Source organism: Paenibacillus sp. FSL R5-0923 (assembly GCF_038009145.1).
GTDB lineage: Bacteria > Bacillota > Bacilli > Paenibacillales > Paenibacillaceae > Paenibacillus_AQ.
On the sequence record NZ_JBBPAT010000001.1, the window covers coordinates 3,041,097 to 3,057,420 of the forward strand.

Annotated in this window: 15 protein-coding genes; 12 read left to right on the top strand and 3 right to left on the bottom strand. The window is 43.8% G+C overall.

Features of this window, described 5'->3' with window-relative positions; all coding sequences use genetic code 11:
* The first annotated feature begins 1 nt into the window (after position 1).
* From MKX35_RS13520 to MKX35_RS13545, 6 genes are all read left to right on the top strand, one after another.
* Entirely contained in the window at positions 2-1,003 is a 1,002-nt protein-coding gene (locus MKX35_RS13520) for an ABC transporter ATP-binding protein (protein WP_076300526.1), read from the top strand.
* Positions 1,000-1,992: an ABC transporter ATP-binding protein gene (locus MKX35_RS13525; RefSeq protein WP_042189914.1), complete on the top strand. Its 993-nt coding sequence runs from the start codon at positions 1,000-1,002 to the stop codon at positions 1,990-1,992. The genes MKX35_RS13520 and MKX35_RS13525 overlap by 4 nt, the downstream gene beginning before the upstream one ends.
* 68 nt (positions 1,993-2,060) lie before the next feature.
* On the top strand, positions 2,061-3,488 hold the full coding sequence (locus MKX35_RS13530; RefSeq protein ID WP_341044249.1) for a leucyl aminopeptidase family protein: 1,428 nt from the start codon (positions 2,061-2,063) through the stop codon (positions 3,486-3,488).
* Positions 3,489-3,512: 24 nt separating this feature from the next.
* Positions 3,513-4,205: a copper homeostasis protein CutC gene (locus MKX35_RS13535; RefSeq protein WP_076300524.1), complete on the top strand. Its 693-nt coding sequence runs from the start codon at positions 3,513-3,515 to the stop codon at positions 4,203-4,205.
* Between the two features lie 27 nt (positions 4,206-4,232).
* On the top strand, positions 4,233-5,183 hold the full coding sequence (locus MKX35_RS13540) for an ROK family protein (protein ID WP_143759558.1): 951 nt from the start codon (positions 4,233-4,235) through the stop codon (positions 5,181-5,183).
* 49 nt (positions 5,184-5,232) lie between these two features.
* The gene (locus tag MKX35_RS13545; protein WP_076300522.1) at positions 5,233-6,507 is read left to right on the top strand and encodes an alpha-L-fucosidase; all 1,275 of its coding nucleotides are present in this window, start codon (positions 5,233-5,235) and stop codon (positions 6,505-6,507) included.
* Between the two features lie 413 nt (positions 6,508-6,920).
* On the opposite strand, the gene MKX35_RS13550 is transcribed toward MKX35_RS13545, so the two are convergent.
* Entirely contained in the window at positions 6,921-7,916 is a 996-nt protein-coding gene (locus MKX35_RS13550; RefSeq protein ID WP_076300521.1) for an HAAS signaling domain-containing protein, read from the bottom strand.
* Entirely contained in the window at positions 7,903-8,250 is a 348-nt protein-coding gene (locus MKX35_RS13555; RefSeq protein WP_076300520.1) for a PadR family transcriptional regulator, read from the bottom strand. Before MKX35_RS13555 ends, MKX35_RS13550 begins: the two co-directional genes overlap by 14 nt.
* Before the next feature lie 528 nt (positions 8,251-8,778).
* Here MKX35_RS13555 and MKX35_RS13560 point away from each other — a divergent pair.
* From MKX35_RS13560 to MKX35_RS13580, 5 genes are all read left to right on the top strand, one after another.
* Positions 8,779-9,246 carry a MarR family winged helix-turn-helix transcriptional regulator gene (locus MKX35_RS13560; protein ID WP_076300519.1) on the top strand — a complete coding sequence of 156 codons (468 nt, stop codon included), beginning with the start codon at positions 8,779-8,781 and terminating at the stop codon, positions 9,244-9,246.
* A gap of 96 nt (positions 9,247-9,342) precedes the next feature.
* Complete coding sequence (locus MKX35_RS13565) at positions 9,343-10,314, top strand: ring-cleaving dioxygenase (RefSeq protein WP_076286580.1); 972 nt, start codon at positions 9,343-9,345, stop codon at positions 10,312-10,314.
* 32 nt (positions 10,315-10,346) lie between these two features.
* A complete protein-coding gene (locus MKX35_RS13570; protein WP_179085855.1) occupies positions 10,347-11,408 on the top strand; it encodes an LLM class flavin-dependent oxidoreductase in 1,062 nt (353 codons plus the stop codon).
* A 15-nt stretch (positions 11,409-11,423) separates the two neighbouring features.
* Positions 11,424-11,990: an NADPH-dependent FMN reductase gene (locus MKX35_RS13575; protein WP_076286581.1), complete on the top strand. Its 567-nt coding sequence runs from the start codon at positions 11,424-11,426 to the stop codon at positions 11,988-11,990.
* 393 nt (positions 11,991-12,383) lie between these two features.
* Positions 12,384-13,478, top strand: coding sequence for a winged helix DNA-binding domain-containing protein (locus MKX35_RS13580; RefSeq protein ID WP_076300518.1), 1,095 nt, complete (start codon positions 12,384-12,386; stop codon positions 13,476-13,478).
* Between the two features lie 210 nt (positions 13,479-13,688).
* On the opposite strand, the gene baiCD is transcribed toward MKX35_RS13580, so the two are convergent.
* Positions 13,689-15,614 (bottom strand): bile acid Fe-S flavoenzyme BaiCD, encoded by a 1,926-nt coding sequence (gene baiCD / locus MKX35_RS13585; RefSeq protein ID WP_076300517.1) that lies wholly within the window; start codon positions 15,612-15,614, stop codon positions 13,689-13,691.
* 176 nt (positions 15,615-15,790) lie between these two features.
* On the opposite strand from baiCD, the gene MKX35_RS13590 reads away from it, so the two are divergent.
* Positions 15,791-16,324, top strand: a complete 534-nt coding sequence (locus MKX35_RS13590) for a PadR family transcriptional regulator (protein WP_052404357.1) — start codon at positions 15,791-15,793, stop codon at positions 16,322-16,324.

Consider the following 16,324-nt stretch of genomic DNA (forward strand, 5'->3'; position numbering starts at 1 on the left):
CATGACTCAAAATTTGCTGGAAGTACAAGGGCTGAAAACGGAGTTCAAACGCGGCGATGGAAGTATAACGGCAGTTGCAGGTGTTGACTTTGTGATTAAGAAAGGTGAAGTGCTGGGTCTAGTTGGAGAATCCGGCTGTGGCAAAAGCGTTACCTCACTGTCGATTATGCGGCTCTTTAAGGATACGCCAGGCCGAATTTCTGGCGGTTCTGTTCGTTTCGAGGGAACGGATCTGACAAAGGTTACGGACAAAGAGATGCGCCAGATACGGGGAAATGAAATGGCGATGATTTTTCAGGAGCCGATGACTTCGCTTAATCCTGTGCTGAAGATTGGTTTGCAATTGATGGAGCCGATAATGTTGCATTTGGGTTATGGTCGGAAGAAGGCTCGTGAACATGCCATTCATATGTTGCGGTTAGTTGGTATACCACGTGCGGAAGACTTGGTGGATGAATATCCGCATCAGCTCTCTGGCGGTATGAGGCAGCGTGTCATGATTGCGATGGCGATGTCTTGCCACCCGAAACTGCTGATTGCAGATGAACCAACAACGGCGCTTGATGTAACGATTCAAGCTCAAATCCTAGATCTAATGAAGCACCTGAAAGAAGAACAGGATATGGGAATGCTGCTCATTACCCATGACCTTGGTGTAGTAGCAGAACTATGCGACCGTGTAGTCGTTATGTATGCTGGTCGTGTAGTGGAGGAAGCTTCCGTTCATGAGCTATTTGCAAGACCGCAGCATCCATATACGAAGGGATTAATTCAATCCGTTCCTAAGCTGCGTCAAAACGTACGTCGCTTAGATTCCATTAAAGGGAATGTACCTGATCTATCACAAATGCCAGCAGGTTGTAAGTTTGCGCCACGCTGCGATTATGTCACAGAGCGTTGTCTCTCGCAGGAGCCAGAGTTACTCCCGATTGAGGGACTAGAGCGAAAGAGTCGTTGTTGGCTTACACAGCAGGAGAACACGGAAGGAGGGGAACGTTTGTGAAGGAGACTCCACTCATTGAAGTTAAAAGTCTGAAGAAGTTTTTTTCGGTGAAGAAGGGCTTTTTCGGAACTACTAGATATTTGCACGCAGTTGATGGGATCTCATTCGCTATACGTAAAGGAGAAACGTTCAGCCTTGTGGGTGAAAGTGGCTGTGGTAAATCTACTACGGGTAGATTAGTGACTCGCTTGCTGGAGCCGAATGACGGTGAAGTGTGGTTTAAGGGTCAAAATATTAGCCATATCTCAGACAATCAAATGCGGCCTATTCGTAAAGATATACAGATGGTGTTCCAAGACCCCTATGCTTCGCTTAATCCACGGATGAAGGTGAAGGATCTTGTGGCTGAACCTCTGCTCATTCATACAAAGCTCTCGTCCAAAGAACGGGATAAACTAGCATGCGAGTTACTAGAGACAGTGGGATTGAATAGTATCCACGCCGAGCGCTACGCTTTTGAGTTCAGCGGTGGGCAGCGACAACGGATTGGAATCGCCCGGGCGTTGTCTGTTCGCCCAAGCTTAATCGTAGCAGATGAGCCTGTGTCAGCACTGGATGTTTCGATTCAGTCACAAGTGCTAAATCTGTTGCAGGATCTGCAGGAAGAGTATGGCCTGACATATTTATTCATTTCACATGATCTAAGTGTTGTTGAGCATATTAGTGATCGAATCGGAGTTATGTATCTTGGTTCGCTCGTAGAGACGGCGGATAAGGATACCTTGTATGATCGTCCAATGCATCCATACACACAAGCACTGCTATCTTCTGTACCTGTACCCGATCCTACCTTAAAGAAGGAGCGCATTATTCTGAAGGGAGATCTTCCAAGTCCGGTTGATCCACCGTCGGGATGCCGTTTTCATACAAGATGTCCTTCCTGTATGGAAATCTGTAAGCAGCATGTACCGATATTCCGAGAAGTCGAACCAGGTCATGAGGTTGCGTGTCATTTATTTGATGAAGAAATGCTGAAATTAGAGCGGTAACTGAAATTGTGAGATAACTTTACGGAAAAGAAGGGACAGCGATGAATATCTTATTCGATTCCGCTAATGTGGCGGATACTATTGTCTATTTAGCTTATGACGAGGAGTCTTTTCCTTTTAAGCTGGGAGCGCCCCACAAACAGTGCAGCAGTGTGACTTGGTTACATGCTCGCACTGAGGAAGAGTCTGATGTGTTAGCGGTAGGAATGGGAAAGCGCAAGGATATTACGCTTGAGAGGATTCGCCGAGCGGGTGGAGCTGCTGCTCGTGCAATTCTGAAGGAAGGACGCAGAAGTGCTTCGCTTGTTCGCTTAGCATCCGAGGCTATAAATAGGAATAAGGATATTTCTGCTGATGATGAATTACAAGCTTGGATGGAAGGTTGGATTCTCGGCTTGTACCGTTTCCAAACTTATCGGGGAACTACCAAGGTGGAAGGCTCTGTTGATTTACAGCTTCAATCGATAGATTGGCCTGAGCTGTCATCGATTGAATTGGAAGCTGTACGTGTTTCTGCACAGATACGCGCTGAAGGAGCTGTAGTTGCTCGCGATCTTGTGAATGAGGTACCTGGGACACTGAATCCTGATCGTTTTGCGGAATGGATGGCAGAATTTTTCGACCGTGATGATGCTGCTTTGAAAGTCCATATCTATCGAGGACAGGAGCTTGTGGAACTTCAGATGAATGGGTTGCTCGCAGTTGGAGCAGGGAGTAAGCACGCTCCAGCCCTAGTTGAAATTCGTTACGAGAGTAACCCTGAATTACCGATGTTAGCACTGGTAGGTAAAGGTGTAACCTTTGACTTAGGTGGCATGAATGTGAAGACGGCTAGCGATATCAGCGATGCACGCATGGATATGGGGGGTGCAGCTGCTGTAATTGGGGCTATGGATATTTTGATACGGAAGCGTGCCAATGTAAATGTGACCGCACTTATTCCAGTAGTTGATAATGTGCCAGATGCTGAGGCTATGTTACCTTCGTCTGTTATCCGCTACCCTAACGGGGTAACTGTTCAGGTTGCGAATACGGATGGCGAGGGTCGACTTATCATAGCGGATGCGCTTATTCATGCCGCGAATATCGGAGCAAACCAAGCTGTTGATATCGCTACCCTAACTGGAAATGTCGGTGCGGCGCTCGGATTAGGCATCGCGGGCATATGGGGCGATGCAGATATAACGCAGAGCCTGGTTGAGATCGGGGAGCGTAATGGAGAACGACTGTGGCCCATGCCGTTAATGGATGAATATGAAGCAGATCTTCGGAGTAATTACGCTGATCTCCGCAATGTTAGTACTTCCCCCTTTGCAGGTGCGATTACAGCAGCCCTATTTATTCGGCGCTTTGTAGCAGAATCGATGAGCTGGGTTCATATTGATATGGCTGGGACGGTACAGTACAAACAGGATGTAGGGTACTCAGAAGCTGGAGCGACGGGATATGGTGCACGCCTCCTCGCCGATTATGTCATGAAGCAAGTACATCATTAACAACTGGAAGAGTGGGTGAAAGTTATGAGATTGGAAATCATCGCTACTTGTATGGATGATGCTCTGACGGCTGAGGCGAATGGCGCAGATCGTCTTGAGCTCATTACTGCCATTACGGAAGGTGGATTAACACCAGGAATAGGGTTGGTGGAGCAGGTAGCCAAATCGGTTAGCATTCCTGTCTTTGTTATGGTCCGTCCGCACAGTCGATCATTCAACTATTCCAAGGATGATATTTTGACCATGGCTGCAGAGATCAGGCAGATTGCAGCCAGTGGTGCTTCGGGAGTTGTTCTTGGCGCATTAACACCGGAAAAAAAGATCGATGAGCATGCGCTTGAAATATTATTGCCGTTGACAGATGGCTTACAAGTAACCTTCCATCGTGCTTTTGACGAGCTGGAGGACCAAATTGCAGGTTATCGGACGCTTTGTAATTACCCGCAAATCACTCGTATACTTACCTCTGCTGGACCAGGTCCGGCACCTGAAGCCATTCCCGCTATGCGTAGGCTAGTAGAGGAATCAAGAGGTAGTTCGATAAGTATTTTGGCTGGAAGTGGTTTGAAGCCAGAAGGTATTACATCGTTTATTCAACAGACCGGAGTCACAGAAGTACATTTTGGATCGGCTGTTCGTCATGGCAAAGATGCGTTGTCGCCAATCGATCCAGTAGCCCTGCGGGCGTTAGCTAAGAATATTCATTCGAACGGCTAATAATAGATAGTGAAAAGGTGAATGGTTATGCATAAGGCTGAGAGCTATGTAGTAGGAATTGATTTAGGCGGAACAAAAATTGCCGCAGCATTATTCGATTCAAAGGGTACCATGTTGAATCGGGAATTAATGGAGACAGCTGGCGCGCGCACCGCTGAAGAGGTGGTGCAGCGAATGATCGGAATGATCCGCTCTGTATCCGAAGGGCGATCGCTGATTGGAGTCGGACTGGCTTCTCCTGGAGCTGTGAATAGTCAGGATGGAATCGTAATGCACGGTACCAATCTTCCTGAATGGGATAATGTTCCACTGAAACATTGGATGGAGTCAGAACTTGGCATAGAAGTGAAAGTGGTAAACGATGCGAACGCTGCGGCTTGGGGCGAGTATGTAAGAGGAGCTGGCAAAGGCTCGAACAACATGGTGTATGTTACCTTCAGCACAGGAATTGGAGCTGGAATTGTTATGGATGGTGAGCTACTGCTCGGAACGAACTCATTTGCAGGAGAACTCGGTCATAATATTATTGACCCGAACGGAACGGAATGTAGCTGTGGAAGATATGGATGCTGGGAAGTATTTGCTTCGGGTACAGCGATTCGGGATATGGCACTGCGGAGTATGGAGAGCAGAACGTCGATGATTACAGAGCTGGCTAGTAGAAGTGGTGAAAAGATTAATTCTCGACACGTCTTCGAAGCGATGGCACTAAAAGATCCGGTGGCTGTCGAGGTGATTGAGCGAACGATTCATTATATGGCGATTGGATTAGCTAACGCGGTACATACGTTTAATCCTGATTGCATTGTAATTGGTGGAGGCGTAAGCAAAGCTGGTGAACTACTGTTTCCAGCGCTGAGAGAGAAAACAGAGGAACTTGTCATGAAGCCGTATAAAGGAACTTATACTATTGAATCAGCAGGTCTGAGGGATGATGTAGGTCTTATAGGCGCTGCAGCATTATTTCATACCGTCTAGACTATCTGAACTATTTATCAAAGCTAGCGAAAACGGAGGGGCTGAAGAGATGGGTACAAGAGAAGAAAGAACGAGATGGTTCTTACAGGATAGATTCGGTATGTTCATTCATTGGGGATTATATTCCATTCCAGCACGAGGTGAGTGGATTCGTGGAAACGAGCGAATGAGTAGAGAGCATTATATGACGTATTTCGATGAATTTGACGCATCTCGATATGACCCGAAGAAGTGGGCCAGCGCAGCAAAAGCAGCGGGGCAGAAGTATGCGGTTCTTACGACCAAGCACCACGACGGATTCTGCTTGTTTGATAGCAAGCTAACAGATTTTAAAGCGACTAACACGCCTGCTGGACGTGATCTCGTTCGAGAATATGTAGACGCTTTCCGGGCGGAAGGTATTGCTGTAGGTCTGTATTACTCTATTATTGATTGGCATCATGATGACTACCCTGGATATGGTGATAAAGCGCATCCTGATCGGGATAACGAAGCGGCTAAAGACAAGCCGATTGATTTTGATCGATACTTGGAGTATATGCATGGACAAGTGAAGGAACTGTTGACGAATTACGGCAAAATCGACATCATGTGGTTTGATTTCTCCTACGACAATATGACCGGAGAGAAATGGAAAGCAACGGAGCTAATCCGTATGATTCGCTCTATCCAGCCGGATATTATTATCGACAATCGTTTGGGTGGGAATATCCGCGCGGCCGAGCCAGAAGAATATGCTGGAGATTTCTTTTCTCCAGAGCAGATCATTCCTCCCGGTGGCATTGTTGACGTGAATGGTCAATCCATTCCATGGGAAGCATGCATTACGCTTAATGATAACTGGGGCTACCATTCCGAAGATAAAAATTATAAGTCAACCCAGCAGGTCATTCGCTCAATGGTCGAATGTATCAGTAAGAATGGTAACCTCCTCCTTAATGTTGGACCAGATGCTAAAGGTGAAATGACACGGGAATCACTGGTTATCCTTGACGAAGTTGGGGAGTGGATGCGCCTTAATGGCGATAGTATTTATGGATGCGGGAAGTCTTCGCTGCCTAAGCCAGAGTGGGGACGTTATACGCAAAAGGGCAACAAGTTGTATGCGCACGTCTACGACCGTGGAATTGGCCCGACCTATTTCCAAGGCTTGAAAGGGAAGATTAAAAAGGCTAGATTACTACGTGATGGTACCGAGCTAAAGGTGGAGGTGCCGTGGATGGCTGAGGAATATTCGGATGTTGACGGTGGGGCGTTTATTACATTAAAAGGGGCTAAGCTTCCCGACGAGATGGACACGGTTATTGAGCTTGAGCTTCTTTAATTAAACCAGATAGAGTGTCCCATAAGTCATGAATGGCTGCTGGGGCACTCTATTGTTTTTTGATTGATTCCTATAATAATTACGACATATACAAAGTACCTATCAAGCACAGATGACTCTAATCGAAGTATTATTGCATTTTTGGGATGTTAACGGACCGTATAGACACTATTGGTATGAAAAACACCATTTATGAACCTCTTTCAAGGGAATAGCTGCGCTGGAGTCCGAAACTCTGTTTAAAAGGCTGGGAATTCGCAAATAACGTCCTCTGGGTCCGTAACACTTAGAGGGTGCTGACTGACACTGTGAAAGCTGTTGAAGCTGTTGAAGCTGTTGAAGCAGGCAGCCAACGAATCAGAACTCAAAGCGGCAAATCTCCAAGAAACAAGAGACTCACCGCTCTGTGAATACTAGATTCGAGCCTTGCGGAAGCCTTCATATATATTGAGGACCGCAATTAAAATCAAGACTGCTATTCCTCCACCTACTAGCCCCGTTTCAAACTGGTTAGCTGTAGTGGTTAATAAATTAGACATGTAGTTAATGAATTCTTGGTTAAATACATTCGGATTTATAAGGATAATAGCGAATACAATAAGCACAATGAGCTCGAGGGCCGTATTACATAATGCTAATTCTCTAGTCCATTGTCTCTTGATTAATTTATATATAGTTAATGCGACTTCTAATCCGATCACAATAAGAATAATAGGCCAATAATCAAGTAACACATGCTGATTAAAAGCTGGGGCTACGAAGTTAAGTGCGCCTTCACCGCCTCTATAGACTCTGATCAGGTGTTCAGCATTAAAATAAACAGTAGCCCAAATGGCAGTCCACAGTAAACTTCCGAACACTTCGAAGCTTGTAATTGCTTTTTTCTTATGGACAAGCGCGATATCCTTCAAATCATCAGGAGTCCATTTCCTTAATTTTGTAGTAAGTGGATGACCTTCCTTTCCTTTATCCGCCCGTTCGATAATAGCGAACACAACAGTTATCCAAAAAAAGACTTGGATTCCTACTTCAAGGAAGGTTCCAATTCCTCTACTTATAACTGCAGTAACAATATCCGCAACTGTTTTATCTCCGCTATAGCCAATCAAGTAATCAGCAACCAGAGCGATTAAAGAAACAACTACAGCGATCGGTATAATCATTTTTAACAACGTAACATATAAATCGAAATAGCGTGGGCCGATGAGATACATGGGCTGATCGCGATACTCACTAGCTAAAATAGCGGGATTGCCCAATTTTGTAAGGACGGCTTTTACCTCTTTTTCGTCATAATCATCCGGTAACATATCCTCGATGGTAGATCGTAATTCGAGAGCGATATCCTCCCGATTTTGTTCCGGTAACCTCCGAGTCACTTCATGAATGTAAATCTCAATTAGATTCATGGTCATCCTCCCCTTGTAATAGGCCGTAGAGCTCTTTCGAATTCTTAAGCCATTCTTCCTTTAGCTGTAAAAAAATTTCTACGCCATAGTCACTTAGAACATAATACTTACGGGGTCTGCTCTCGGATGTGTCCCAGCTGCTCGTCACTAATTCCTGTTTCTCTAATCGGCGAAGTAATGGATATAGGGTGCTTTGATCAATGGTAATGCTGGAATCCTCCAATAATTGAACGAGCGAATATCCATACTGGGGTGTTCGTAATTGACTTAAAACGGCTAGCGTTAACGTACCTCTCCTAAGCTCTGTGATTAAAGAATTTAATAAAGTACTCATTCACCCACCTCATTATTTAAAATATAAGGATTTATAATCTCTTATAAATTGTTCTTATATTTTTGGTTTAAACGCTTGCTGTCCTTGAGAGGACGTCGAAGTCGCTTATACTTACTATGTGTCATACAGTATTCGATCTATACTATGCATCATACACTATTGTTGTTCCAACATCAATTGAATAAAAAAATCTTCTAAGAAATAAATAAGGAAATTTTTCTATTTTGTGAAGCAGTTTGATTAAAAGGAGGTTGTGAAATGATTCCATTTTTTAGTGACATCCCGAATGCTTCTACATGGGAGGTAGTTAAACCGGTTCATAAGGGTTGGTCAAAGGGAAGTTGCTAATATGCTGAGCCGAGCGGAGAGTGTTCTGGAGTGGTATGATGATTTTCAAACCTATATTCCGAAGTGGTATTTGGCAAGCGTGTAGGATTTTTACTGAGCTTGACTCCTCGTCAGTTTACTAGTATACTCATATAAACAAATCAAATAACACATAAAAAAACAAACGATGGACGTGACCAAATGAGAAACAATGGATTCACTGAAGATAACCAATTAAGCTTATTGATCTGGTTGCGGCTGGTTAGGGTATATGAGAATAGTAACGATCTTTCCAATGAATTCTTGAAGCAATTTAACTTAACAGTTAATCAATTCGATACCTTGGTACAAATATTATTACATCAGCCTGTAACACAGATGGAAATTGCCGAGCATCTAACCATTACTAAAGGTGGGGTATCCCATATGCTTGGCAGATTAGAGAAAGAAGGATGGATTGAACGCAAACAGGATTGGAAAGTGAAGTACATTACTTTAACGGAAAAGGGCCAAACACTTATTGAGAAGGTACTGCCCTTGCAATCGGATTTCCAAGCCTCGTTATTCGATCCACTGACAGATGAGGAGAAGAAAGTGTTTTACAACATGCTTAAAAAGATTCATCGCCATAGCCAAGATGAGAATCGACTCCCGCGAGGTGTTCAGTAGTATCGCAAAAGCTTTATTGATAATAAAGCTTACTTTTTTCTTCATCAGTATACTAGTAAACTTAAATTCGACAAAACTCATTAGGAGGTTTTTAAAATGAAACAACAACCCATAAACGGACAACATCATGTGTCTATGCTTACTAAGGACGCTAAACAAAACTTATGGTTTTATACAGAGGTCCTGGGACTGAGACTTGTAAAGAAAACGGTCAATCAAGATGATCCATCCATGTACCATCTATTTTATGGAAATCGTAATGGTGCTCCTGGAACCGAAGTATCTTTCTTTGAAATGCCAAATGCAGGTCAGACCCGCAAAGGGACGAACAGTATTAGCTCTTTCTCCCTTCTTGTTCCTAGCGATGAAGCCTTGTCGTATTGGGCTAGTCGATTAGATTCTTTTGAAGTTCCTCATGAAGCGATAGTAAGTATCGGGGAACGTAAGTCGCTTACTTTTTATGATAGAGATGAATTGACGGTCCATTTAGTATCGGCTGAAAAAGATAACGGTATCGAGCTAGTTGAACCGTGGATTACAGAAGACATCCCTCCAAAGTATGCCATCGTTGGGTTAGGACCCGTTGAATTGACTGTACGTGAGGCTGGCCGCACAAAGGCGGTTTTGGAAGATATCTTGGGCTATACACAAGTTCGGACAGTACCCTCCATGGGTGATTCCAAGAATATGGTAGATATATATGAAACGGGGAAGGGTGGTTTATACACCGAGCTCCAGGTCAAAGAAGTAAATGACAAAGATCGGGAGAGACCGGGTAAAGGGAGCATCCATCATGTGGCTATAAGAGTGAAGGATATCGAAGAACTAACCGAATGGGCCGCTAAGATCACTGCTGCAGGCTTTAAAAATACAGGGGTCATTGATCGTTATTACTTCCATTCCTTGTATTTCCGGGATCCGAACCATATTCTTTTTGAGCTTGCTACAGATGGCCCGGGATTTGAGATTGATGAAACTTTTGACGCGCTAGGAGAGAGTTTGACCTTACCTTCATTTCTGGAAGAACGTCGTGAAGAGATTGAATCGAAGCTTCATCCTATCCGCTAAACCTAATACAACTATGAAAAGAGGACATAATCATGATGGAACAATATAGAATCGATGAGAAAAAAGGGTTGGAGCTAGGTTTATACACGTTAGGTGATCACACCACAGACGCCTTAACAGGAAAAGCAATTAGTGAACGACAAAGGATTCAAGAGATCGTAGCTGCTGCCAAATTAGCTGAGGATGCTGGATTAGATGTATTTGGAGTAGGCGAGAGTCATCAACCGAAATTCATTACCTCAGCTGCCTCGGTTGTCCTTGGAGCCATTGCAAATGCAACCGAACGTATAAAGCTTGTCAGTTCAGCAACTGTGCTAAGTACAGCAGATCCTGTACGTGTATATGAGGACTTTGCAACATTGGATTTGTTATCAGGCGGTAGAGCAGAGATTGTTGCTGGACGTGGATCGCGTCTCGGGGCCTATGAACTTTTTGGTTATGACGTAAGAGATTATGAAGAATTGTTCGAAGAGAAAATTGAATTGCTCATGAAAATAAATGAGTCCGATCGTATTACGTGGGAAGGGAAATTCCGTCCTGCATTAAATGATATGGAAATCTTCCCTAAGCCCTTAAATGGAAAGTTGCCAATTTGGCGAGCGGTTGGGGGACCTCCAGCAAGTGCAATTAAGGCGGGAAGAATGGGGATCCCGATGATGCTGACCACCCTTGGTGGACCGTCATCTGCCTTTAAAGGTTCTGTAGACGCGTATCGTATGGTTGCTGCAGAGTCAGGGTTTAATCCAGCAGAACTTCCCATCAGTACAACTTCTTTAATGTATATTGATCCGGACTCACAAAAAGCATTCCGCGATTATTATCCATATATCAATCACTTGATGAAAGAGCTTCGTGGGTCTTACTATCCGAAAGAACAATTTGCGGAAGCGATGAGTGTGAGAAATGCACTGCTCGTGGGAAGCCCGCAACAAATTGTGGAGAAGATCCTCTATCAACATGAGATGTATGGCCATAATCGTTTTCTAGCTCAGATTGATGTCGGTGGGTTACCTTATGCTCAAGTGGAACAAATGATTGACCTGTTCGCATCTGAAGTAGCACCAGCCGTAAGACGTGCTACAGCTAAGAAATAAGAAAGAGGGGATAGTATGAAGATCATTGGGATTTCAGGATCCATTGTTGGATCGAAGACTAGAATTGCTGTACAGCAAGCACTTAACAACATCATAGAAAAGCATCCGAATTTCGACGTAGAACTAATTGATCTAGGAGATTATAAGCTGGAATTTAGTGATGGACGCAGCTACATGGATTATACAGGTGATACCAAAGTTGTTCTGGAGAAAATCATGGCCGCCGACGCGTATATCATTGGCACCCCAGTTTTTCAAGCTTCGATTCCAGGAACACTTAAGAATCTATTTGATTTACTCCCGGTTAATGGGTTTAAGGATAAAGTTATCGGTATTGTAGTAACTGCAGGTTCTTCAAAACATTACTTAGTGGCAGAACAACAACTGAAACCGATCCTCTCTTATATGAGAGCGGTAGTGGTTCCTAAGTATGTTTTTATTGAAGAGAAACAATATGACCGGAAAGTAATTGTGGATGATGATATTATTTTTAGACTGAATCGACTAGCTAATGAATTGGTGAACACCACGAATGCGATGCAGCAAGTGAAGCAAGCGGAAGAAGCAGCGTTTTTCTTTTAAAAAGAAGGGCTCTGTAAAGGAAATACCTTCAGCCTGTAATATAAAAGGGTATTTTATCCTTAACGTTGTATTTCGTGCAACAGAATGGATCCAAAAGAAAGGGGATCTGAATTCTGTTGCATTTTTTACAATTAAATATAGGTTAAAACTTTTTTTTGAAGGTTTTCAGCAAATTCTAATGTACGAAGTGCAACAGAAACCTTTTTTTTGAGGTCTGTATATGACTTTCTATTGCACATTATGCAATGGAAAGGAGTTCATATTCTAATTTAATCTCGTATTTCAATAGAATCAATAGTAATATCGACATAGACATGAGCAAGAACTTAACCATTTTGTTAAATAACTGGAAGTATATAATTTGAGGATTCATTTCTGAAAAGGGGGAGTAGTGTGACGAATAACCTTATTGCAAATAGTAGGTTGTATAATCAAATGATTGCAGGCTCTTTACATCACACACCAGAGCAGGTCGTGAAAAAAATGGGGGCTATACAAGCGCAAGACTATATGCAGGCGGTTTGGGCCATCGGACTACGTTCTCCTGCTACGAAATTAGCTGATATAGAGCGTGCAATCGCTGGGCGTAAGATTATTCTTACTTGGACGCTACGAGGTACGCTTCATTTCGTCCCAGCAGAAGATGTAAAATGGATGCTACAGCTCTCTGCACCGCGTTTAGCATCACAAACGAAGCGGCGAATGGCTGAGCTTGGACTTGATGATCAGACACTGGAGCGCTGTAGAGAAATTATTGTGGATGCTCTAAAGGGCGGGAAGCAGATGGATCGTTCGGTCCTACTTCAGCTAATAGAAGAGGAAGGCATCCACACGGGGAATCAACGCGGTTATCACATGCTCTGGAATAGTGCCTATCAAGGACTGATTTGTTTTGGTCCGATGAATGGTAAACAGCAAACGATTGTATTGTTAGAGGAATGGGTGCCAGATTGCCGTGAGCTATCTTACGAACAATCGTTGCAAGAACTCGCGTTGCGGTATTTTACAGCCCGTGGATTAGCGACCGTTCAGGACTTCGCTTGGTGGGCAGGCATAACTCTTACAGATGCAAGACATGGGCTGGAGTCTGTGACCAATGAACTTCAATCGGCGGATATAAATGGCAGCGAGCATTGGATGTCTAGCCAACGACTAGCTCCCGAAGAGGAAGATTCTGGAGTCTATTTACTTCCGGGTTTCGATGAGTACATTCTTGGTTATAAAGACCGGAGTGCTGTACTTGAACCTGAGACGGCTCCTTTAATTGTTCCTGGCAACAACGGTGTTTTCCTGCCTATGATTGTTGTTGGTGGCCAAGTTATAGGTACATGGAAACGTTCGATTAAGAAAAAAGGAATTGAGATAGTCATTCATCCATTTAGAGAACTTGGAAATGCTGAAGAAGCTGTGTTTAAAGCTGCTGAAAGATATGCTGCTTTTATCGGGCTGCCGATACTCAATTTTAGCGTGTCTTCTACATTGACATGAGAATGAAAATATCGTTCAGGGGTGAAGATCAAGTTCATGAATGAGGGCGAGTTAAGGTGCTTTATAGAAGACGAATACATATGGAACAGGTGCAGGCACTAACGCACTTATTAGCCCCTGAAAGTTGATTTTTCAGATAGTTCTGATAAGAACGTAACCCGGCAGGTGCGACCTGCCGGGTTTATTCATAAATCTAATTGACTATATGAACTAAATTCGTCTAGCTAATTCTGCACCCTCCCAAATAGCATTAAGCGCTCTGCGAGCTTGTACTGCATCCCCAATTACATGATAAGGAATGGAGCTTTCCTCCAAGAAGTTCTGAAGGGGTTGCTTGTTTAGGGCGCGTGATCCTACTGCGATTACTACATAATCGGCTGGCAGGCTGAGAAGCTCCCCATCTTTTTCAACCATCACGCTATTCTTTTGGATCGTCATGCACTTGCTGTTGGTCATTAATCTAACACCGTGGCCATATAAGCTTTCCATTACACAGATTTTACGAAGGATACCCAGATCATTTGCTACATCGGCTTGCATTTCTACAACAGTGATTTGATTTCCGCGTTCGACCAGGAGCTCAGCGACCTCGAGACCGACCAAACCCCCTCCAATAATAACAACTCGACCTTCAGGATGAGCTGTTCCCCATAATACATCATGTGAATTTACTACATGACTACTCAGAACACCTTCTACTGGAGGAATAATTGGGGCCGATCCGATTGCAAGAATGACTTCATCCGGACTGATTTCTTGAATAAGCTCTGGAGTAACCTCCGTATTCATTCGGATTTCTACACCTTCACGTTTAGCCGTCTCTCCCATATTCAGAGCAGCCGCGGCCATTTCTTCTTTACGCGGTGCGGCACCAGCGATATAAAGCTGTCCGCCTAGAATGTCATTCTTTTCGCATAAAATTGGAGAATGCCCACGACGTTTCAGTGTGATTGCTGCTTCTAATCCGGCTGGCCCACCACCGGCTATAAGTACTTTTTTTGGTGTGCCCGCTCGCTGTAATTCATATTCACTTTCTCTTCCGGTAGCAGGATTAAATACACAGCTGATGAAAGGCACCTTCGGATTTACGAATCCATCGAAGCAGCCTTGATCACAACCCACACATTTAACAATGGTGTCCGCGCGTCCAGCTAATGCTTTGTTACAGAATTCAGGATCTGCCAATTGAGCGCGGCCAATAGCTACGAAATCAGCCAGTCCTTCGGCAATAATTCGATTAGCAATAGCTGGATCATTAATACGACCTACAGCTATAACTGGAATGTTAACCACGGATTTAATTTGTGCTGCATTATCTACATTGAAGCCCACAGGTAGATCGATAGGTGGTACTTCATATTTGATAGCTGCGCCTGCTGGAACTCCGCGCGATACATTAATCGCATCAATACCAGCATCCTCAGCGAGCTTCGAGAAGAGCTTCATATCTTCCAGTGTAAGTCCGCCGGGAAGATCCTCGATAGCAGAGATTCTCATCAAGATAGGGAACCTAGGTCCAACGGCTTCTCGAATGGCACGGATACAAGCGAGCGGAAAGCGACAACGATTCTCCCAGGAACCGCCGTACTCATCCTGACGGAAGTTCATCGCTGGGCTTAGAAATTGTTGTGGCAAATAACCATGACCAGCATGGAATTCTACACTGTCAAATCCAGCTTTTTTCGCACGTGAAGCAGCATCTGCGTAAGCTTGAACCATCTCACTAACTTCGTGATTCTCCAGCTCTCGGGGGATATGTGTTACACCCTCGAAAGGGACAGGGGAGGAGGAGACTTGAATCAGGTTGGGAGTTACTTTCCCTCCATGCCATAACTGAAGACAGCTTTTGCCGCCTGCATCACGAATAGCATGAGCCAATTGGGTCATACCAGGAATGAATTTATCATCATAAATGGCTGGAGCATCCTCAGAAGCAGCCGTTGGGTGAACGGTTGTTACTTCAACTGTATTTAAGCCGTTACCTCCTTTTGCGCGTGCTACATGGTAATCAATCAAGCGCTCGCTGACATACCCACCCGGAGCATTCATTTTTGTTCCCATGGCAGGCAAAATGACCCGGTTCTTAAGCTCCATATTTCCTATCGTACCTTTGCTGAACAAATGTGCGAATTCCATGCTATAACTTCCTCTCTATATATAGGTTAAAAATAACTAGGTTATTTTAACCTATACTATCGAACGGAACGATAAAAGTATGTGCATAAAATCACGAAGTATTTGGCACAAATGCAGTCCTTGAGGTAAGATAAGAAAATGACCGGAAATGAAGTCCGGTAGTTCGGAGGATGAATATGGATATTGAAGTCTTGATTCTGGCTCAATTAATGAAAGGGTCAAAACATGGTTATGAGATTAAAAAAAATATCATTTTCGTAATGAGTAACGATAAAATCGTTAATAATAATTCGCTGTATCCGAAGCTGAAATTGTTTGAAAAGCGAGGTTGGGTGATTAAAAAAACGGAAATGCAGGAAAACCGGCCTAAACGGTATGTGTATTCCATCACAGCCGAGGGTGAGGAGCGGTTTCATATCTGCTTGAACGAATTTTCACTGGAGACTATTCGTATTGATAATGAATGGTCTATTCGTCTTGCTTATTATGAGCTACTGGATCAGGAGGCCCGCCGAAGATTACTTGATTACAGAGAGACTTACATGAAAGAGAAGCTGGAACATTTACAACAGTTATCCCTAGTGGTTGGGAACGGTGAAGATTTGGATTACTCTGAAGAGCTATATTTTTATACCCGAAGTATGGTATTACATGAGCTAGAGTTAATCCATGAGCTTTCCCATAAACTGGACGCCTTGGATATGCATTGA

Coding starts and splice junctions, on each gene's coding strand:
- MKX35_RS13520 (WP_076300526.1), top strand. CDS start 2: ATGACTCAAAATTTGCTGGAAGTACAAGGGCTGAAAACGGAGTTCAAA.
- MKX35_RS13535 (WP_076300524.1), top strand. CDS start 3,513: ATGAGATTGGAAATCATCGCTACTTGTATGGATGATGCTCTGACGGCT.
- MKX35_RS13540 (WP_143759558.1), top strand. CDS start 4,233: ATGCATAAGGCTGAGAGCTATGTAGTAGGAATTGATTTAGGCGGAACA.
- MKX35_RS13545 (WP_076300522.1), top strand. CDS start 5,233: ATGGGTACAAGAGAAGAAAGAACGAGATGGTTCTTACAGGATAGATTC.
- MKX35_RS13550 (WP_076300521.1), bottom strand. CDS start 7,916: ATGAATCTAATTGAGATTTACATTCATGAAGTGACTCGGAGGTTACCG.
- MKX35_RS13555 (WP_076300520.1), bottom strand. CDS start 8,250: ATGAGTACTTTATTAAATTCTTTAATCACAGAGCTTAGGAGAGGTACG.
- MKX35_RS13560 (WP_076300519.1), top strand. CDS start 8,779: ATGAGAAACAATGGATTCACTGAAGATAACCAATTAAGCTTATTGATC.
- MKX35_RS13565 (WP_076286580.1), top strand. CDS start 9,343: ATGAAACAACAACCCATAAACGGACAACATCATGTGTCTATGCTTACT.
- MKX35_RS13570 (WP_179085855.1), top strand. CDS start 10,347: ATGATGGAACAATATAGAATCGATGAGAAAAAAGGGTTGGAGCTAGGT.
- MKX35_RS13575 (WP_076286581.1), top strand. CDS start 11,424: ATGAAGATCATTGGGATTTCAGGATCCATTGTTGGATCGAAGACTAGA.
- baiCD (WP_076300517.1), bottom strand. CDS start 15,614: ATGGAATTCGCACATTTGTTCAGCAAAGGTACGATAGGAAATATGGAG.
- MKX35_RS13590 (WP_052404357.1), top strand. CDS start 15,791: ATGGATATTGAAGTCTTGATTCTGGCTCAATTAATGAAAGGGTCAAAA.